The 14,447-nt window shown below is 60.3% G+C and carries 13 protein-coding genes, 1 tRNA gene and 2 pseudogenes; 5 read left to right on the top strand and 11 right to left on the bottom strand.

Translation table 11 applies throughout. The features are described from left to right. Positions 1 to 12 precede the first annotated feature (12 nt). The 3 genes from NJT13_RS02795 to NJT13_RS02785 all read right to left on the bottom strand — a co-directional run bounded on the left by NJT13_RS02795 (position 13) and on the right by NJT13_RS02785 (position 2,785). A complete protein-coding gene (locus NJT13_RS02795) occupies positions 13 to 660 on the bottom strand; it encodes an ATP-binding protein (protein WP_254523972.1) in 648 nt (215 codons plus the stop codon). A 45-nt stretch (positions 661 to 705) separates the two neighbouring features. Continuing rightward, positions 706 to 1,365 carry a queuosine precursor transporter gene (locus NJT13_RS02790; RefSeq protein WP_254523971.1) on the bottom strand — a complete coding sequence of 220 codons (660 nt, stop codon included), beginning with the start codon at positions 1,363 to 1,365 and terminating at the stop codon, positions 706 to 708. A gap of 190 nt (positions 1,366 to 1,555) precedes the next feature. After that, the gene (locus NJT13_RS02785; RefSeq protein WP_254523970.1) at positions 1,556 to 2,785 is read right to left on the bottom strand and encodes a homing endonuclease associated repeat-containing protein; all 1,230 of its coding nucleotides are present in this window, start codon (positions 2,783 to 2,785) and stop codon (positions 1,556 to 1,558) included. A gap of 143 nt (positions 2,786 to 2,928) precedes the next feature. Here NJT13_RS02785 and NJT13_RS02780 point away from each other — a divergent pair. Further along, positions 2,929 to 3,462: pseudogene (locus NJT13_RS02780) on the top strand (DUF429 domain-containing protein); the annotation flags it as partial. A gap of 75 nt (positions 3,463 to 3,537) precedes the next feature. On the opposite strand, the gene NJT13_RS02775 reads toward NJT13_RS02780, so the two are convergent. Both NJT13_RS02775 and NJT13_RS02770 read right to left on the bottom strand, forming a co-directional pair. Beyond that, the gene (locus NJT13_RS02775) at positions 3,538 to 4,320 is read right to left on the bottom strand and encodes a restriction endonuclease (protein ID WP_254523969.1); all 783 of its coding nucleotides are present in this window, start codon (positions 4,318 to 4,320) and stop codon (positions 3,538 to 3,540) included. Positions 4,321 to 5,033: 713 nt separating this feature from the next. Then, a complete protein-coding gene (locus tag NJT13_RS02770; protein ID WP_254523968.1) occupies positions 5,034 to 6,284 on the bottom strand; it encodes a saccharopine dehydrogenase family protein in 1,251 nt (416 codons plus the stop codon). Positions 6,285 to 6,452: 168 nt separating this feature from the next. On the opposite strand from NJT13_RS02770, the pseudogene NJT13_RS23380 reads away from it, so the two are divergent. From NJT13_RS23380 to NJT13_RS02760, 3 genes and pseudogenes are all read left to right on the top strand, one after another. Continuing rightward, a pseudogene (locus tag NJT13_RS23380) lies at positions 6,453 to 6,563 on the top strand (DNA/RNA nuclease SfsA); the annotation flags it as partial. 82 nt (positions 6,564 to 6,645) lie between these two features. Further along, the gene (locus NJT13_RS02765) at positions 6,646 to 6,903 is read left to right on the top strand and encodes a hypothetical protein (RefSeq protein WP_254523967.1); all 258 of its coding nucleotides are present in this window, start codon (positions 6,646 to 6,648) and stop codon (positions 6,901 to 6,903) included. A gap of 77 nt (positions 6,904 to 6,980) precedes the next feature. After that, a complete protein-coding gene (locus tag NJT13_RS02760) occupies positions 6,981 to 7,250 on the top strand; it encodes a hypothetical protein (RefSeq protein ID WP_254523966.1) in 270 nt (89 codons plus the stop codon). Positions 7,251 to 7,567: 317 nt separating this feature from the next. Here NJT13_RS02760 and NJT13_RS02755 read toward each other — a convergent pair. From NJT13_RS02755 to NJT13_RS02750, 3 genes are all read right to left on the bottom strand, one after another. Further along, positions 7,568 to 7,642, bottom strand: a tRNA-Val gene (locus NJT13_RS02755). A gap of 40 nt (positions 7,643 to 7,682) precedes the next feature. Next, positions 7,683 to 8,084, bottom strand: coding sequence for a DUF7553 family protein (locus NJT13_RS23375; protein ID WP_425499779.1), 402 nt, complete (start codon positions 8,082 to 8,084; stop codon positions 7,683 to 7,685). A 78-nt stretch (positions 8,085 to 8,162) separates the two neighbouring features. Further along, entirely contained in the window at positions 8,163 to 8,696 is a 534-nt protein-coding gene (locus NJT13_RS02750; RefSeq protein WP_254523965.1) for a cob(I)yrinic acid a,c-diamide adenosyltransferase, read from the bottom strand. Positions 8,697 to 8,839: 143 nt separating this feature from the next. Between NJT13_RS02750 and NJT13_RS02745 the strand changes: the two genes are divergently transcribed. Next, the gene (locus tag NJT13_RS02745; RefSeq protein ID WP_254523964.1) at positions 8,840 to 9,016 is read left to right on the top strand and encodes a DUF7838 family putative zinc beta-ribbon protein; all 177 of its coding nucleotides are present in this window, start codon (positions 8,840 to 8,842) and stop codon (positions 9,014 to 9,016) included. A 448-nt stretch (positions 9,017 to 9,464) separates the two neighbouring features. Here the strand turns inward: NJT13_RS02745 and NJT13_RS02740 are convergent, their stop codons facing one another. From NJT13_RS02740 to gcvPA, 3 genes are all read right to left on the bottom strand, one after another. Continuing rightward, complete coding sequence (locus tag NJT13_RS02740; protein WP_254523963.1) at positions 9,465 to 10,982, bottom strand: aldehyde dehydrogenase family protein; 1,518 nt, start codon at positions 10,980 to 10,982, stop codon at positions 9,465 to 9,467. A gap of 466 nt (positions 10,983 to 11,448) precedes the next feature. After that, positions 11,449 to 12,978, bottom strand: a complete 1,530-nt coding sequence (gene gcvPB / locus NJT13_RS02735) for an aminomethyl-transferring glycine dehydrogenase subunit GcvPB (RefSeq protein WP_254523962.1) — start codon at positions 12,976 to 12,978, stop codon at positions 11,449 to 11,451. Further along, positions 12,975 to 14,312 carry an aminomethyl-transferring glycine dehydrogenase subunit GcvPA gene (gcvPA, locus tag NJT13_RS02730; RefSeq protein ID WP_254523961.1) on the bottom strand — a complete coding sequence of 446 codons (1,338 nt, stop codon included), beginning with the start codon at positions 14,310 to 14,312 and terminating at the stop codon, positions 12,975 to 12,977. Before gcvPA ends, gcvPB begins: the two co-directional genes overlap by 4 nt. Positions 14,313 to 14,447 lie beyond the last annotated feature (135 nt).

Raw genomic sequence — 14,447 nt, 5'->3', positions numbered from 1 at the left:
AGTGAAATCAGGTCAATCTTCTACTGGCGCGGGGTTCCTTAGATTGTTAGCGAACTTAGACGGAATCGACGATACGTCGTCGACGATTTCCGACTTCAGCCCGAGTAAAACATTCGTGTTAATCTGCTTAATGACGTCGTCAACGTCGTCCGGGTTCTGCATAATGAGACAGAGCCCGAGTTTGTACTTCCACTCCTGCTTGACCGCAGCTCGAGCCCGTCGAAGGATGTACTCTTCGCGAAGGCTGTCTGTACTCGAGAAGTAGTTGTGCGCTTCGTCAACGGCGATGAGCAGCGGCGTATTCCGGAAGGAAGGATCGATCTGATAGTCGTCGACTTTGTTCTCGATGATGTACGAGAGGACTGTGAGGCTGTCCTTTGCGTCGTTGAGGTGGCTCGTCAGGATGACCGTCATCTGCTCTTCCCGGAAAACCTCGTCTGAGATGTCCGGGAGGAAATCCGTTCCTTCGTCGAAGACGGCGTAGAACGTCCCACGGTCGACGCGACGCTGGGCGGCGCCCCAGGTGCCACCACCAATGTTGTTCTCGGCCCGGAGCCGACTGTTCTCGTCGTTGTGTTCGGTGAGGAACCCAAAGAAGTCCTCGTAGGTCGGTCGCAGTACGCCACGGTTATGATAGCTGCTCTGGCCATCAAAACACAAGAAGTACGTTCGAGCGGGAGTTCGCTACACTCCAGATTTCACTGTTCAGGCTCTCTGCTCGACAACTTCCGTCACCGCGTAGAACGGGACTGTGTCAAGAAGCGCAACGAGTAACTTGACTAGATACTGGCCGACAATGATCGAGACCAACGCCCACCCCCACGTTGGATTACCACCGAACCCGAGAGCGGGGAAAACCGCAAACCCGAGTGCGATGAACACGATCGTGTCGACACCTTGACTGACAGCCGTTGAGCCACAGTTCCGGATCCATCGATGCCGACCGCCCGTTCGTGACTTGAGATCCGAGAAGAGGCGAACATCCAGATGTTGCGCGATCGCTAATGCCACAACGGATGCCAGAATGATCGACGCCGAGTCGCCAAGCGTCGATACGAATGCCGTTTGCCCGTCGTAGAATGGTGCCGTCGGCATCCAGATCGCCGCGAAAACCAGCGCGTACGCGACAACGAGCGTGACGACGGTCCCGTTGACAACCGACGCTGCGTACTCGCGCCCGTGGTACTCCACAAGCAAGTCTGACGCGAGATACGCGACACCGAACGCAACGAACCCTGCTGGGACGGCAACGCCACCGATCACAGGCAACTCGACCCACGTCAATTTCGCCGCCAGTACGTTGGCGAGGACGATAGACCCCGCGAAAAGAGCGGTGAAAACCGCTCTGGTATCTTCAATTTGCATGTAGATCCTCCTTCTCACTCTGGAATATCCATTTGCCCTCAATTAGTCGGATGCTCTTCGAATGACCTACGGCGAATCTCATGAGCATATTGGCGGAATACATTTGGAGAATATAATTTTACTGGATGATCAGTTCAGACGATACTCGTTAGAGGGCAGGAGCATTGAATAATGATTTGATACACTGAGGTCAACCGCCGAGTCCAGCAGCCTGAAGCGCTTCTGAAAGGCTACCGAACTCATCTCGATAGTCAAGATAGCTAAAGTCCGTGTACTCATCTAAATCCTCTGCGGTAGGAGCTTCCCCAAGTTGCTGACAGAGACCCACCAGCTGGATGAGCATCTGCTGTGTATCTCGCTCAGCGCTACCAAAGTTCACGTCTTCCGACTCGTCTGACTGTATTGCTTCGTCAGACGTCCAGTCCAACCCAATATCACCGTCTTGAATGCTCTCGATGTTTTCAACGATAGCCCGGTGTTCAGTCGCCACGTCACGTGGACTCGGTAAGTTCCCGTCCGAACCGAATCTCGCACACGCCGGGCAGACTTGCAACGAGATACTGAGGTTGATTTGCCACGAATCGAGTTCGTCGTCAAACCGCTGGCGACAAACATCGCACACTTCCGGATTAGTCGTCGGCTCATCGAACGAGAACGCCTCAAGAGAGTCTGCGAGCGACTCGTACTGATCCTTGGCTTTCTCGTATTCATCCAGCGCGACGTCGTACTCTGACTTCTGGAATGCCAGGTCTCCTGCAGCAGCATGCTCTCGAGCGTCGGCCACCATGTTGCGGATCCGTCGATGAGACTCGGAGAGTTCGAGACTCTGTAGCCGCACCCGTACGCTGCGCAGTTGGTGATCGATCTCTTGGGTCCGATCGGGAACCAACACTTCCGCTCGCGTCACGGCCTCTTCCAGCGCGTCGACAGCCGCTTCATACTTCTGTCTCGCCGCGTCTGTATTACCCTCGAAGTGAGCTTCATCACCGGCGTCGATGGCGTTCTCAGCCTGATCGATCAGGTCGTCGAGTTCCTGTATTTGTTCGGCGGTTTCGATCTCGTCGATCGTTTCCAGTGCCTCTCGACAGCGGTTTTCAATGGGAGAGGGGGCGTCTGCGAACAGTGTTGCGCGCTGGAGGTGATAGAGCGCGGCCTCTAGTCCCTCGATCGCTTCGTCAAATTCACCGAGGTCCTTCGCCTCTTGAGCCGCGTCCTGTAATCGCCGTCCTTCCTCAAGATGAGCGTCGTAACAGAACTCGTCAGCATTTTCGTGGCCGAACACCTCCCACGCATGGTCTTTGTCATCGCTCTCCGTTACGTGATCCGCAATCTCCGAAATTGATCCTTCGAACGAACACGTATCCGCCGGACAACTCACGAGATCGGTCATGCGGTCCCCTTCGCTGATCACCTCATCCATCAGTATCCTATTCTAACCTATAATGCTTGAAAGTATGTCTTACAGGTACCACAGTGGGTTCTAGTCCAGATTCATAATGAGATGATGGAACTTGGCTGCTCCACCATAGATACAAGTCAATTAGCCATTGAGTCGAGGCACGGATGTGTGCACAATACGTTGGGATTGACTGGTCGTCCGGCGAGTGGGTTTCTATAGCGTATACAGACGGGGCGGAGGCCCCATCAGTTGAGGTGTTCGAGGAGATCGCGGGAGTTTGGGATCACTACGGCGAATCCGCACGCCACATTGTAGTTGATGTCCCAATCGGACTCTGTGAATCGCTCGAATCTGATGCGTGTTCGTGCGTCGAGGAAGACAGAGAGCTTTCTCGACAATGTGACGACCTCGCCAGGAGCGTCATTGGATCGCAATACAGGTCGGTGTTTACGGCGCCGGCACGAGAGGCTGCGAAGTTAGCTGCAGCCGGTGCAGATCATAGTGACATAAGCGACAAGAACGAAGAACTGACTGGCAAACGGCTGACGCAACAGGCAGCCGGCATCGCAGAGGGAATCGTCGAGGTAGACAACCTACTCCAGGGCGATGGCGACCCGGAGGTTCTGGTCGAAGGACATCCGGAAGTGTGCTTTCGTGCACTGAGCGGAACGCCACTCGAGCACAGCAAACATACTGCAGTCGGCACGATGCGAACGGACTGCCAATGCAAATGGTATATAGAAACGAGATGCCGCTCGTGGAATGAGAGGAAGTCACAATCCAACTCGTTTCCATCGTCGATAGTAATAGAGGGGAAATGCGATAAACGGGAGTATGACCCCTCCGAGAAGGTAGAGCCACGCCGTCGGTTCCCACTCCGATTGAGACCGGACACGGCGCATATCGAGATACCACGCGATCGGTACCGAGACAAGGAGGAGAAGCCACACTATTACGAGTAGGTTCACGATCGGTTCAAGGAGCGAGACACCAGCGAGAATTCTGATAGCGAAAAATAAGATGATTACACCACCGATGGCGTAGGCCACATATCGGTGCCACGTTAAGGCCCGAACGCGCCGGAGCGATCCTCTTACCCGTCCTCCCTTTCCCATTTTCGTAGCCGCTTTCGATGTCTGTGTCGCCCCGCCATCGGCAACGGACAGGTCTGTCCTCCCTATTCGGACGTCGGAGACATATCTCGAGACGAGATCGCCCGCATCGTATTCGTTGATGAGTTGCATGAGCCGATCGCCATCGACGAGCTTCACATTAAGCTCTCGCGCTCGCTTATGTGCTGAGGACGTAAACTCGCTCGTCGTAACGACAATGACCGAATCCGCACCCTCGACTTGTTGCTTGAGACTCGCGTATTGTTGAATATCTGGACCACCAACGGTCGTGTTCTCTCCATACCGTTTCGCCTGAATGATCTTTTTCTGCGGATAGGGCGTCTCCTTCGTGGCGATCACGTCGATCCCCGCATCCATCGAAGCTTGTGACACCGTTGTCTCCCATCCGTTCCCAGAGGTCTGCGACGAAATGCTCGAAGTCATAGTCGTCCATGACTTGAAGCCGCCGCTTGATTTCCTGGGTCATACGTTTTCCTCCACTGGTCAAGATAATAGTGTTCTCTGTTACACGTCTTCGAAGTAGAACCGACGGCCGGCATTACTGATCCAGCAGCAGTCGAGTGGGACCTAACGCTCGTCCAACCCCGCGTGACTGACGAGTTTCCGGTGGCAAGTCCCCCGATGACATACGAGGGCAAAGCAGTACAATCGTCGGACCTGTCCAGTTCAGTGGCGGTGGCAGAGAAACGATCACATTCACACACGAGGGCGAAGGCTGGGTTGACGTTTACATCTACCCGCAGAACGGAGACTACAGCGAGTTTCCGTTCACTGACTCAGGCACGTTCGAAGGTGAAACGACTGTACAATCCGAAGGAATCAGTTGGATTACAGTCCAAGCGAGCGGGCAGTGGACACTCGCACTAGAATCGATCACCGGATAGCAATGTTACTGGCCGGGAGTCTCATGCGAGGGGACGGCGCCAGCGGTGACCGAGAGCGGCCAGTGGATCGCGCACGGCGAAAGTCTCGTTGGCTCCGATACTTCGGCCTTTACAGAGGACTCCGTCGAGTGTCCGCTGTGTGGCCGTGACGACTCTTTGAACGCAGGGAGCAATCTGCCCTACCAATCCTCAGTAATTGAGTGTGATCGTGACGCGAACGCAGCGTTGAACGTCTTACGCGGGCGGACGATCTCACACGTCAACCGCCACATCCAGTCCCGCCTGGCGAAGCCTGTCAGCAAGCGGGTCACCGATACCTGAGGCCGGCGTGAGAATCCCACCCGCGAGCGGTGAGTCGGTCTGGTCGCGCACCAGGCACATCCCAGCCTCGCTGAGCATTCTCGCGGTCGCACCGTACCCCGGATCCCAATCGGCGCCAATCCGACTCTCCACGACGAACGGGCCGTCAGTGGCGGTCCCACGGCCGAGTACGCGGACGGTGAAATACCCGTTTTCGATCTGTTCTCTCGTCGGCCCCTCGCCCGGATCCGGAAACACGAATCGACGGAGTCCTTCTCGTGTCGGTCCGAACGCCATCCCAGCAGTAGCGACCGTGAGCCCCGCCCAGACAGCGGTTGCACGTGCCAGGCCGCCGAGGCCGTCGCCCAGGAGCAGCACTTCTGTGCACTCGAACTCACGCCCCCACGGATACCCGAGCAGCGCGTTGCTGCGTCGAACGACTCGTTCGTTCATCATCGCCATCGGCGACGGAGCCGTCCACACCGATCGGAGTAGGTCCTTTTTCGGTCCGGACTGTGCGCCCGGATCGACGCCGTCGCGCTCACCTTTCGGTGCCAACGAGTAGGGGTTCCGAAGCGTCTGCTGGGCCAGCGGGTCGGTCGACGCGGCGCGAAACACTTCGAGTGCACTGGCCATCGTGCCACCGCTCACGCTCCCGCGACTGTCCTCCAGGTAGATGTGTGCCATATCACACGGCGTCCCGAACTCGTCGATGGCGAACGATTGAACGAGTTTCGTACCGAGATCACTGGGGATCGAGTCGAACCCACAGCTGTGGACGATTCGAGTGCCTGCCTCGACTGCGTCGTCGTGGTATCGGTCGATCATCTCCCGCACCCAGTTCACCTCGCCCGTCAGATCACAATAGTCCGTTTCGGCGGCGATGCATGCCTCGACGAGTGGTGTGCCATACGTCGTGTACGGGCCGACTGTCGTACAAACGACACGCGTGTCTTCGGCGATGGCGTGAAGACTTTCCGGCTCGGTCGCGTCGCCGAGAACGATCGGGATGTCATCCCACGCAGAACGCCGTTTTCCGAGCGCTGTTTCCACTTCTTGAAGTCGACTTTCGCTGCGACCGCCGAGTGCGAGCGAGAGCTGGTCCGGTGTATACTGTACAGTGAGATACTCGGCGACGAGGCGGCCAGCGACGCCAGTGGCCCCCCAGACGACGAGGTCGTGCTGCCGGTCAGTGTTCGACACAGGTATCGGTTGCAATTAGTGATCCATAGCCTCAACTGTTGGGTGGCGGCCAGTGCGATTGCTGCTTTTGAGGAGTACGACGTTCACAAGCGGGAACTACAGCTTCCCGACCACGGCTGAACCGATTTCTTCCTCACTGATAGAGACGAGTTACCCATATAGGTTAAGATAAAGTCGTGTACACACGTCGAGAACGGAGTTGCGAAGTTTCCTGATCGGCCGACCGAACGCGGCCGTCAGCACCTTCGGAATCTCGAATCGCGCGTCGAAGATGGGGTTGAGGCACATGTTGATTCGAGTGGGCTCTATGTTGTCAATACTTATCACACTTTTTCGAGAAGTTGGGGGCATGCCACGCCGAGTGTCCCGACGGTCACTTTTAGCTCTCACTGGAGGGATCGGTCTCGCAGGTTGTCTGGACACGTCACCGACGGACGGACCCGATTCAGAGAGCGAGACGAATGGTGGCGAGCCCGTAGGGTCCGAGGACGAATCGGATGCGCAGGACAACGGGGCCGACGACAGCGTCGGTCTTGACGCGTACGATTTCGAGGTGGATGTCCCTGAGGAACGGCATGAAGAGGCGCTTGAGAACCTTCTCGAAGGTATCGAGATGTAAACAACTCTGAAGAAGACGATGAACTAAACATCGAGGGCGAGATCATCAGCTATACTGACGATGGGAATGAGGCCGAAATGGTAGTTGAGTACCCAGAGGGCTACACTGACCAGGACGACGACGAGGGTCTCAACGAGACGGCGTACGCTGCTGGTGAATTCGTCGGTGAACGAATCGTAATTAGCGTGCTTCTCGGCAAATACGCTTACAACGCCAACTCTCGGCCAGAGACATTCGAAGTCCGCTACATTGAGCACGGTGCTGACGAACCGTTCGAGACGTCAACCTCGACGGCTGAGGAGGCCGCCGAGTTCTACGAAGAGGACGCTGACGGCGCGGACACTTGATCATATATCTGTTAGCGAGAATGATCGACAGGTCGGCGACCATCTAAACCCGTGCGGCTTGACCGGGCTGTCTGCCGTTGTCTCTGTCAAACGCGTCTTGGGTCTCGATCGAGTGCTGTTGGTCATAGCCCCGATGAGGGCCGAATTTTTATATCCCCTGACGTAATCCATTTACCCGGATTCCCAGACGGAGACGACCCCCGTGCAACACCTGAGTGGGTTCTACGATCCCGAAACCCTACCCAAAATGCCGATCCGGCCGGTACAAGGCCTAGAACGCCAGAAGAAGTACGGTTACAATCCGTACGTAGTTCGTATGGGTTGGGGCAGATTTGAACTGCCGACTTCCTCCGTGTGAAGGAGGTATCATAACCGGACTAGATCACCAACCCGCACGAGGCGGTACCCGTGCGTTGGACTTAAGGCTTCCTTTCACCGCTCGTCGTCGGGCGCACTCGAGCGGCTCGACCCGACCCGGGTTCGCACACCGGTGAGTGCGGTTCGAGCCCGCGCGTCCGCTCGCCGCTCGAGCACCCTCGCGTCCTCGCGAACACGGTCGACTCGAGTCGGTTCGGGTTCGGCAGTCGTGGGACGTCCGCGTCGGACTCGTACGCGGTCGGCGACCGACTCGAGGACGTCCATTACGCCGACCTGGGCGTGTGCAGTGGCTCGAAAGTGGGATCTGCTGACGTCGAGGCGTTCGTTCGTGTAATTCTCGCAGACGTGGCGCGGACGAGAATGTGGTTCGGTTGTCGAAACCGGAACCGATGAGTTGCACGTGCGACCAGAATTCGACCCCTCTATTCTGACTCGAGACCTTATCGACCGAGCCATCGACCGGGCTGGTCACGAAGAATACTCTCGGGCCGGAATCGGCGGCGACCAACGCGCTCGACCGGCCGCACCGGATTGCTAGTAATCCGGTGCGTCCTCAGGCACGCCGTCGCGAGCGTTGACGACGCGCGCGATCGTGAACAGGCCGTCCGAGAGCCGGTTGAGATACTGGACCGCGTCCTCGTTGATCTCCTCTTCCGATGCGAGTGCCACGGCACGCCGTTCGGCGCGACGACAGACCGTTCGTGCGTGGTGGAGCGCCGCTCCGTGTTCGCTGCCGGTCGGCAGGATAAAGGAGGTCAGCGGCTCGAGTTCCGCGTCGTAGTCGTCGATCCAGTCCTCGACGGTGACGACGTGATCGGGGCGGATCGCGGGGTCGTCCTCGTCCGGATTGGGGTTCGCGAAATCGGCCTGCACGACGTGCAGGTGGTTCTGAATCTCCGCCAGCCGGTCGTCGACGTCGTCGTAGTCGGTCGGTCGAACGGTGCCGATCAGGGCGTTCAGTTCGTCGACGGTCCCGTAGGCCTCGATGCGGGCGCTCGCCTTCGAGACGCGGGTCATATCTCGAAGGTCCGTCTCCCCTTCGTCGCCGCGACCGGTATAGATGGACATGCCGGAACCGACGGACGGGTTCCACTTAACTTCCGCGTCGCCCGGACAGCACGACGGTTCGAATGCGGGAGTAGCGACGCGGCGACGGTCGGAGCGCCGGCCGAATCAATACGTTAAACTCGCTCGGTTCACTATCCCGTCGCATGACTCTGGAACTCGATCACGAGTGCCCCAACTGCGGGGGCGAGAAGACGTTTTACCGTGCCGCCAGTACGACCCTCCACCTCGGGGAGAAAATAAAGTGGCACTGCCCCGACTGCGACTACGGGTTCGTACAGATTCGTGACGACGGGACCGTCATCGACTCGAGTACCGCGTAGGCTCGTTTTTCGCCGGTTTTCGGCGGTCGCTGTCGCGGAGCGGACAGCGTCTGTCGGCGATTCAGCTCACGATGTTCTCGGTCGTTTCGTCGCCGCGTGACGGACGTCCGTCGACCCGCCGAGATCGGGTTCGCTCGAGCAGCGAATTTGCCACCGCCGTATCGCCGTCCGTCGCGACTCGGCCGTCACTCGAGTCGCCGGTGCGTCTCGGAACGAACGGCACTCGGAGAGAACTGGTAATCGAACGTCGGTCGACCGAGAGGCGGGGCGGCGACAGCGGAGATGGGGCGGCGACAGCGAAAGCGGCAGGTCGTTGCGGAGACCGCGAGAGGGCGAGAAACGACAACCGGCAGCGGAGACCGCGAGGGGGCGAGAAAACGGCAGGCCGCTGCGGAGACCGCAGGCGGTGGGTACAGCACAGGCACCGACGAGGGCGTGACAGCCGCCCTCAGCGGAGCGAGAGATTGATCGTTTTCGTCTGCTGGTAGTGATCGAGAGTGTCGGCGCTGAGTTCGCGGCCGATTCCGGACTGTTTGTAGCCGCCGAACGGAAGACCGGGAGCGAGGTCGTGATAGCTGTTTATCCAGATATATCCGGCTTCGATGTCCCGTGCCGCTCGATTCGCCTGGCCGATGTCGTCGGTGATCACACCACCGGCGAGACCGTAGTCGACGTCGTTCGCCAACTCCATCATCGTCTCGTAGTCGTCCCAGCGGAACACCTCGAGGACCGGGCCGAAAATCTCCTCCTGGACGGCAGAGTGATCGTGATCGAGACCTTCGATGAGGGTCGGTTCCACGTAACAGCCCTCGGAAAGGGCCGCATCGTCGGGACTGTCGCCACCGACGAGGAACTCGCCGCCGGCGTCACGCGCTGCGTCGAGATACTCGAGCGTTCGATCGACCTGCTCCGTCGAAACCTTCGGGCCGAGGTCCGTTTCCTCGAGTAACGGATCGCCGATCGTCATCGCGTCGATCCCGTCGACGAGCGCCTCGAGGAGGCCGTCGGCAACGTCCTCGTGGACGAACAGCCGCGATCCGGCCTCGCAGCACTCGCCGGTGTTGTAGAAAATCGCGGCGGAGATGAGCTGGGTCGCCTTCGCGACGTCGACGTCCGGGAAGATGACGATGGGGCTCTTGCCGCCGAGTTCGAGCGTGATGTCGGTCACGTTTTCGGCCGCGTTCTTCATCACTTGTTTTCCGACGGCCGTCGAGCCGGTGAACGCGACTTTTCGAACGTCGGGATGGCGAGTCAGCGGTTCCCCGGCCTCGTCGCCGAATCCGGTGACGATGTTGACGACGCCGTCGGGAACGATATCGTCGATCAGTTCGGCGAGTCGAAGCGCCGAGAGGGGCGTTTGCTCGGCCGGTTTCAACACCGTACAGTTACCGGCGGCGAGCGCTGGTGCCAGTTTCCACGACGCCATCATCAGCGGGAAGTTCCACGGGATGATCTGGCCGACGACGCCGTACGGTTCGGAGACGACCTGTCCGTACCGCGTGTCGTCGGTCATCGTCTCGCCGCTGTTTTCCCGAACGATTCCCGCGAAGTATCGGAACTGCTCGGCGGACGAGCGAACGTCGATCGTCGCCTCCGTGATCGGTTTTCCGTTATCGAGCGTCTCTAACTGTGCGAGTTCCTCGGTGTGGGCGTCGATCGCCTCGGCGATCTCGAGGAGCACACGCTGGCGGTCACCGGCGTCGTACCCCGACCATTCCGTATCGAATGCGTCCCAGGCGGCGTCGACAGCGCGATTCACGTCGGCCTCGGTTCCGCGAGCGACGGACGCGAGGTCCTGGTTCGTCGTCGGATCGGTCGTCGCGAACGTCTCGCCGCCGTCCGAACCCGTGAACTCGCCGCCGATGTAGAGCGAGGTGTGTTCGGGGAGGACGGCATCAGCTGTCTCTCGGTGACGCTCGGATACCTCCGTCAGGTGATCGTCGGCCGAATTTGTCTGACTAGACATGGTTGGTAGAAATGAGTGGACACGTCGAAAAGTTTTCCCTATCGGAAATACGAACGAAACCGATATCGGTTAAAATATACGTATGTCTACACTTGTCAGTGGTCGGTTGTCGATTCCGCCGTAACCGCTGATAGTTACAGGTCGGGACGACGCGATCGGTCTCGAATACTATACCAAAGACGGGTGGCGACTGGCACCCCCACGAGACCGGCAAACGGGCCGGAACGACGACTCGATCGACGGGCGACGCGCGTGGCTCCGGTCGGCGCTCCCCGTCGGACGTCACGTTCGCGGCTGCGGATGAGACGCGTACGCGGCGTCGCGGGAGATCCGAACACGGCTACGCAGTCCCGAATCGCTCTTTGGAGGCGCTGCAGAGACGTTTACCGGGGCGTGCCGGTTCCAGAATCGCTCACGGGGACGGGAGAGTGAAACTAGCTGGCGGACCCGAACGTCGGCCCCGCAGTCAGGACTCGTCCGACAGTGCTTGCCACGACAGCCGCGGCGTTCGCGCGGCGCTGGTCTGATCGATCCGGCGCGCGGTGGTTCGTTCGGGCGCGTCCTCCAGGGTCTCGTCGGTCTCCTCGTAGACCGCGTTGAACGCGGCGGCGAGTCGGTCGAGGGTGGCTTTGCTTTCGACTTCGGTCGGCTCGGTCATCAGCGCCTCGGGGACGATCTCGGGCCATTTGGTCGTCGGCGGGTGGACGCCGTAGTCGAGCATTCGTTTCGCCACGTCGGCGGCGTCTTGGTCGCCGGCGCTGGCGACGAACTCGTGGTGAAACGGACTGTAGGGGATGTCGTACTCGATCCGTTCGGCGAGGTAGTTGGCGTTCAGGACGGCGGACGCGCTCGCGTCAGCGAGTCCCTCGTCTCCGAGGCGGGCGATGTAGGCGAACGTTTTGAGCAGCACCAGCCAGTTGCCGTCGAACCCGTGGACCTTCCCGATAGTGTGTTCGGGTTCGAACCGCTCGTAGATCGGTTCACCGGACTTCGATCCGTCGTCGCGGATTCGAACGCGCGGCGCGGGGAGGAACGGTGCCAGTTCCTCGACGACGCCGACCGGACCCGCACCCGGTCCGCCGCCCCCGTGGGGCGTCGCGAACGTCTTGTGGACGTTGTAGTGCATCACGTCGAATCCCATATCGCCCGGTCGCGCACGGCCGAGCAGCGCGTTCAGATTCGCGCCGTCGTAGTACAGCAATCCGCCGGCGTCGTGGACCATGTCCGCTATCGCGTCGATGTCGCGTTCGAACAGGCCGAGGGTGTTCGGATTGGTCAGCATGAGCGCCGCCGTATTCTCCGACAGGGCGGCCTCGAGCGCCTCGAGATCGACCCGGCCCTCGTCGTCGCTGGGCAGCGAGACGACGTCGTACCCCCCGAGTGCGGCGCTCGCGAAGTTCGTCCCGTGGGCGCTTTCGGGAATGATGACTTCGTTCCGGTGGCCCTCGCCGCTGTGCTCGTGGTAGGCCGTGGCGACACGAATGCCGACGAACTCGCCGGCTGCGCCCGCGGGTGGCTGGAGCGTCACAGCGTCCATCCCGCCGATTCTGGCGAGGTAGTCCTGCAACCGAGCGAGGACCTCGAGGGTTCCCTGGATCGACTCTTCGGACCGGTCGGGGTGGACGGCCGCCGCCGGCAGCGCCGCGACGTCCTCCGTGAACTTCGGGTTGTACTTCATCGTACAGGACCCGAGCGGATACGGACCGCTATCGATTCCGTAGATCATCTGGGAGAGACGCGTGTAGTGGCGTGCTAATTCGGGCTCGGAGAGTTCGGGGAACTCGAGGGAATCCCGCGTCAGATCGTCGGGAAGCGGCCCACCGCCGTCCCCGCTACCCTCGTCGGATCCGTCACCGTCGTCCGTGTCCGCTCCGATCTCGACGCGCGTCAGGTTTTTCTCCGAAAGCAGGGGTTCGTACTCGCCGTTTTCGAGATAGCGTGCCTGGTCGTATCGCGACCGCCCGGACTCGGACCCGTCCGTTCGGTCGGCGGTCATCGAACCACCTCCTCGAAGACCGCGACGAACCGATCGAGTTGCTCGTCGGTGACGCCGGCCACGCAGACCTGAATCTCGTGGTCACCGACGACGTGTACCGCGAAGCCGCGGCGCTCGAGTTCGTCTGCGACGGCCCGCGCGGGCTGGTCGACGTGCGCGACGAACTCTCGGATGTGACGTCGGTCGTTGACCGGCGCTTTCACGCCGACGAGGTCGTCGAGTCGCGCCGCGAGGTCCTCCGCTCGTTCGACGCCGCGCGTCGCGAGGTCGACCAGCCCGCTCGGGCCGAGGACGGCGGCGTGCATCGCGGTCCGGAGCGCGACCCAGGCCTGGTTCGTACAGATGTTGCTCGTCGCGCGTTCGCGCCGGATGTGCTGTTCGCGCGTCTGTAACGTCAACGTGTACGCGCGCCGACCGGTCGCGTCCTCGCTGACGCCGACGAGTCGGCCGGGAACCTGTCGAAGGAAATCGTCTCGAGTCGCGAACAGGCCGAGGCCCATTCCGTAACTCGTCGGGAGGCCGAGAACGCTCGCGTCGCCGACGACCACGTCCGCGCCGACGTCCGCGGGCCGCTGAAGCAGCGAGAGCGCGATCGGGTCCGAACCGAGCGTGAAGAGGGCGTCGATGGTATCGGCGAGGTCGCCGATCGCCGCCAGGTTTTCCTCGATCGTTCCGCGAACGGTCGGGTTTTCCGCGTAGATCATGACGACGCTTTCGTCGACGGTCGCTTCGAGACCCGCCAGATCGACAGTCCCATCGTCGGCCGGATACGCCTCGACGGAGAGATCCGTGCCGGCGACGTAGTTCTCGAGGGTGCTCCGCCGTTCGTCGCGCACGAATTCGGGAACGAGCACGCGGTGGCCCGTGGTCTCGCGGACCCGGTCGGACAGGGTGGCCGCCTCGCCGAGCGCCGTCGCCGCGTCGTAGACCGAGCAGTTGGCGATCTCGAGACCGGTCAACTCGACCAGAAGCGACTGGTATTCGAACAGGGCCTGCAAGAATCCCTGGGATATTTCGGGCTGGTACTGCGTGTAGGAGGTGAGAAACTCGGACCGGTCGGCCAGGTGGTCGACCAGCGACGGCACGTAGTAGCCGTAGTGGCCGCGACCGAGCAATTCGGTGAAATCGTCGTTGCGATCGAGAATCGACCGGACCAGTCGCCGGGTCTCCCGTTCCGACCGCGCGTCGATGTCGAAGCGACCGTCGAACCGAACGTCGGCCGGAATGTCGAAGAGGTCTTCGACGGTGTCGGCACCGACCGCCTCGAGCATCGCCGTCCGATCCGTCTCCGTGTGGGGAGTATACGGACTCCCCGTAGCGTGTGATCCGTGCATGGCTAAGCGTAATGGTGATCCTGCAGTGCGTTTCGTCCCCTCCCGCGGTGGCTGCGGTGTTCCGTCCGAGACACGATACTCGTTTCTAGCGGGCAGGGGGTTATGAACGCACCCGTTTTGACCCTCGCGGCCGGG

Origin of the sequence: Natrinema caseinilyticum (genome assembly GCF_024227435.1) — an archaeon.
Taxonomy (GTDB): Archaea; Halobacteriota; Halobacteria; order Halobacteriales; family Natrialbaceae; genus Natrinema; species Natrinema caseinilyticum.
This window is presented reverse-complemented; position numbering and strand designations above follow the sequence as displayed.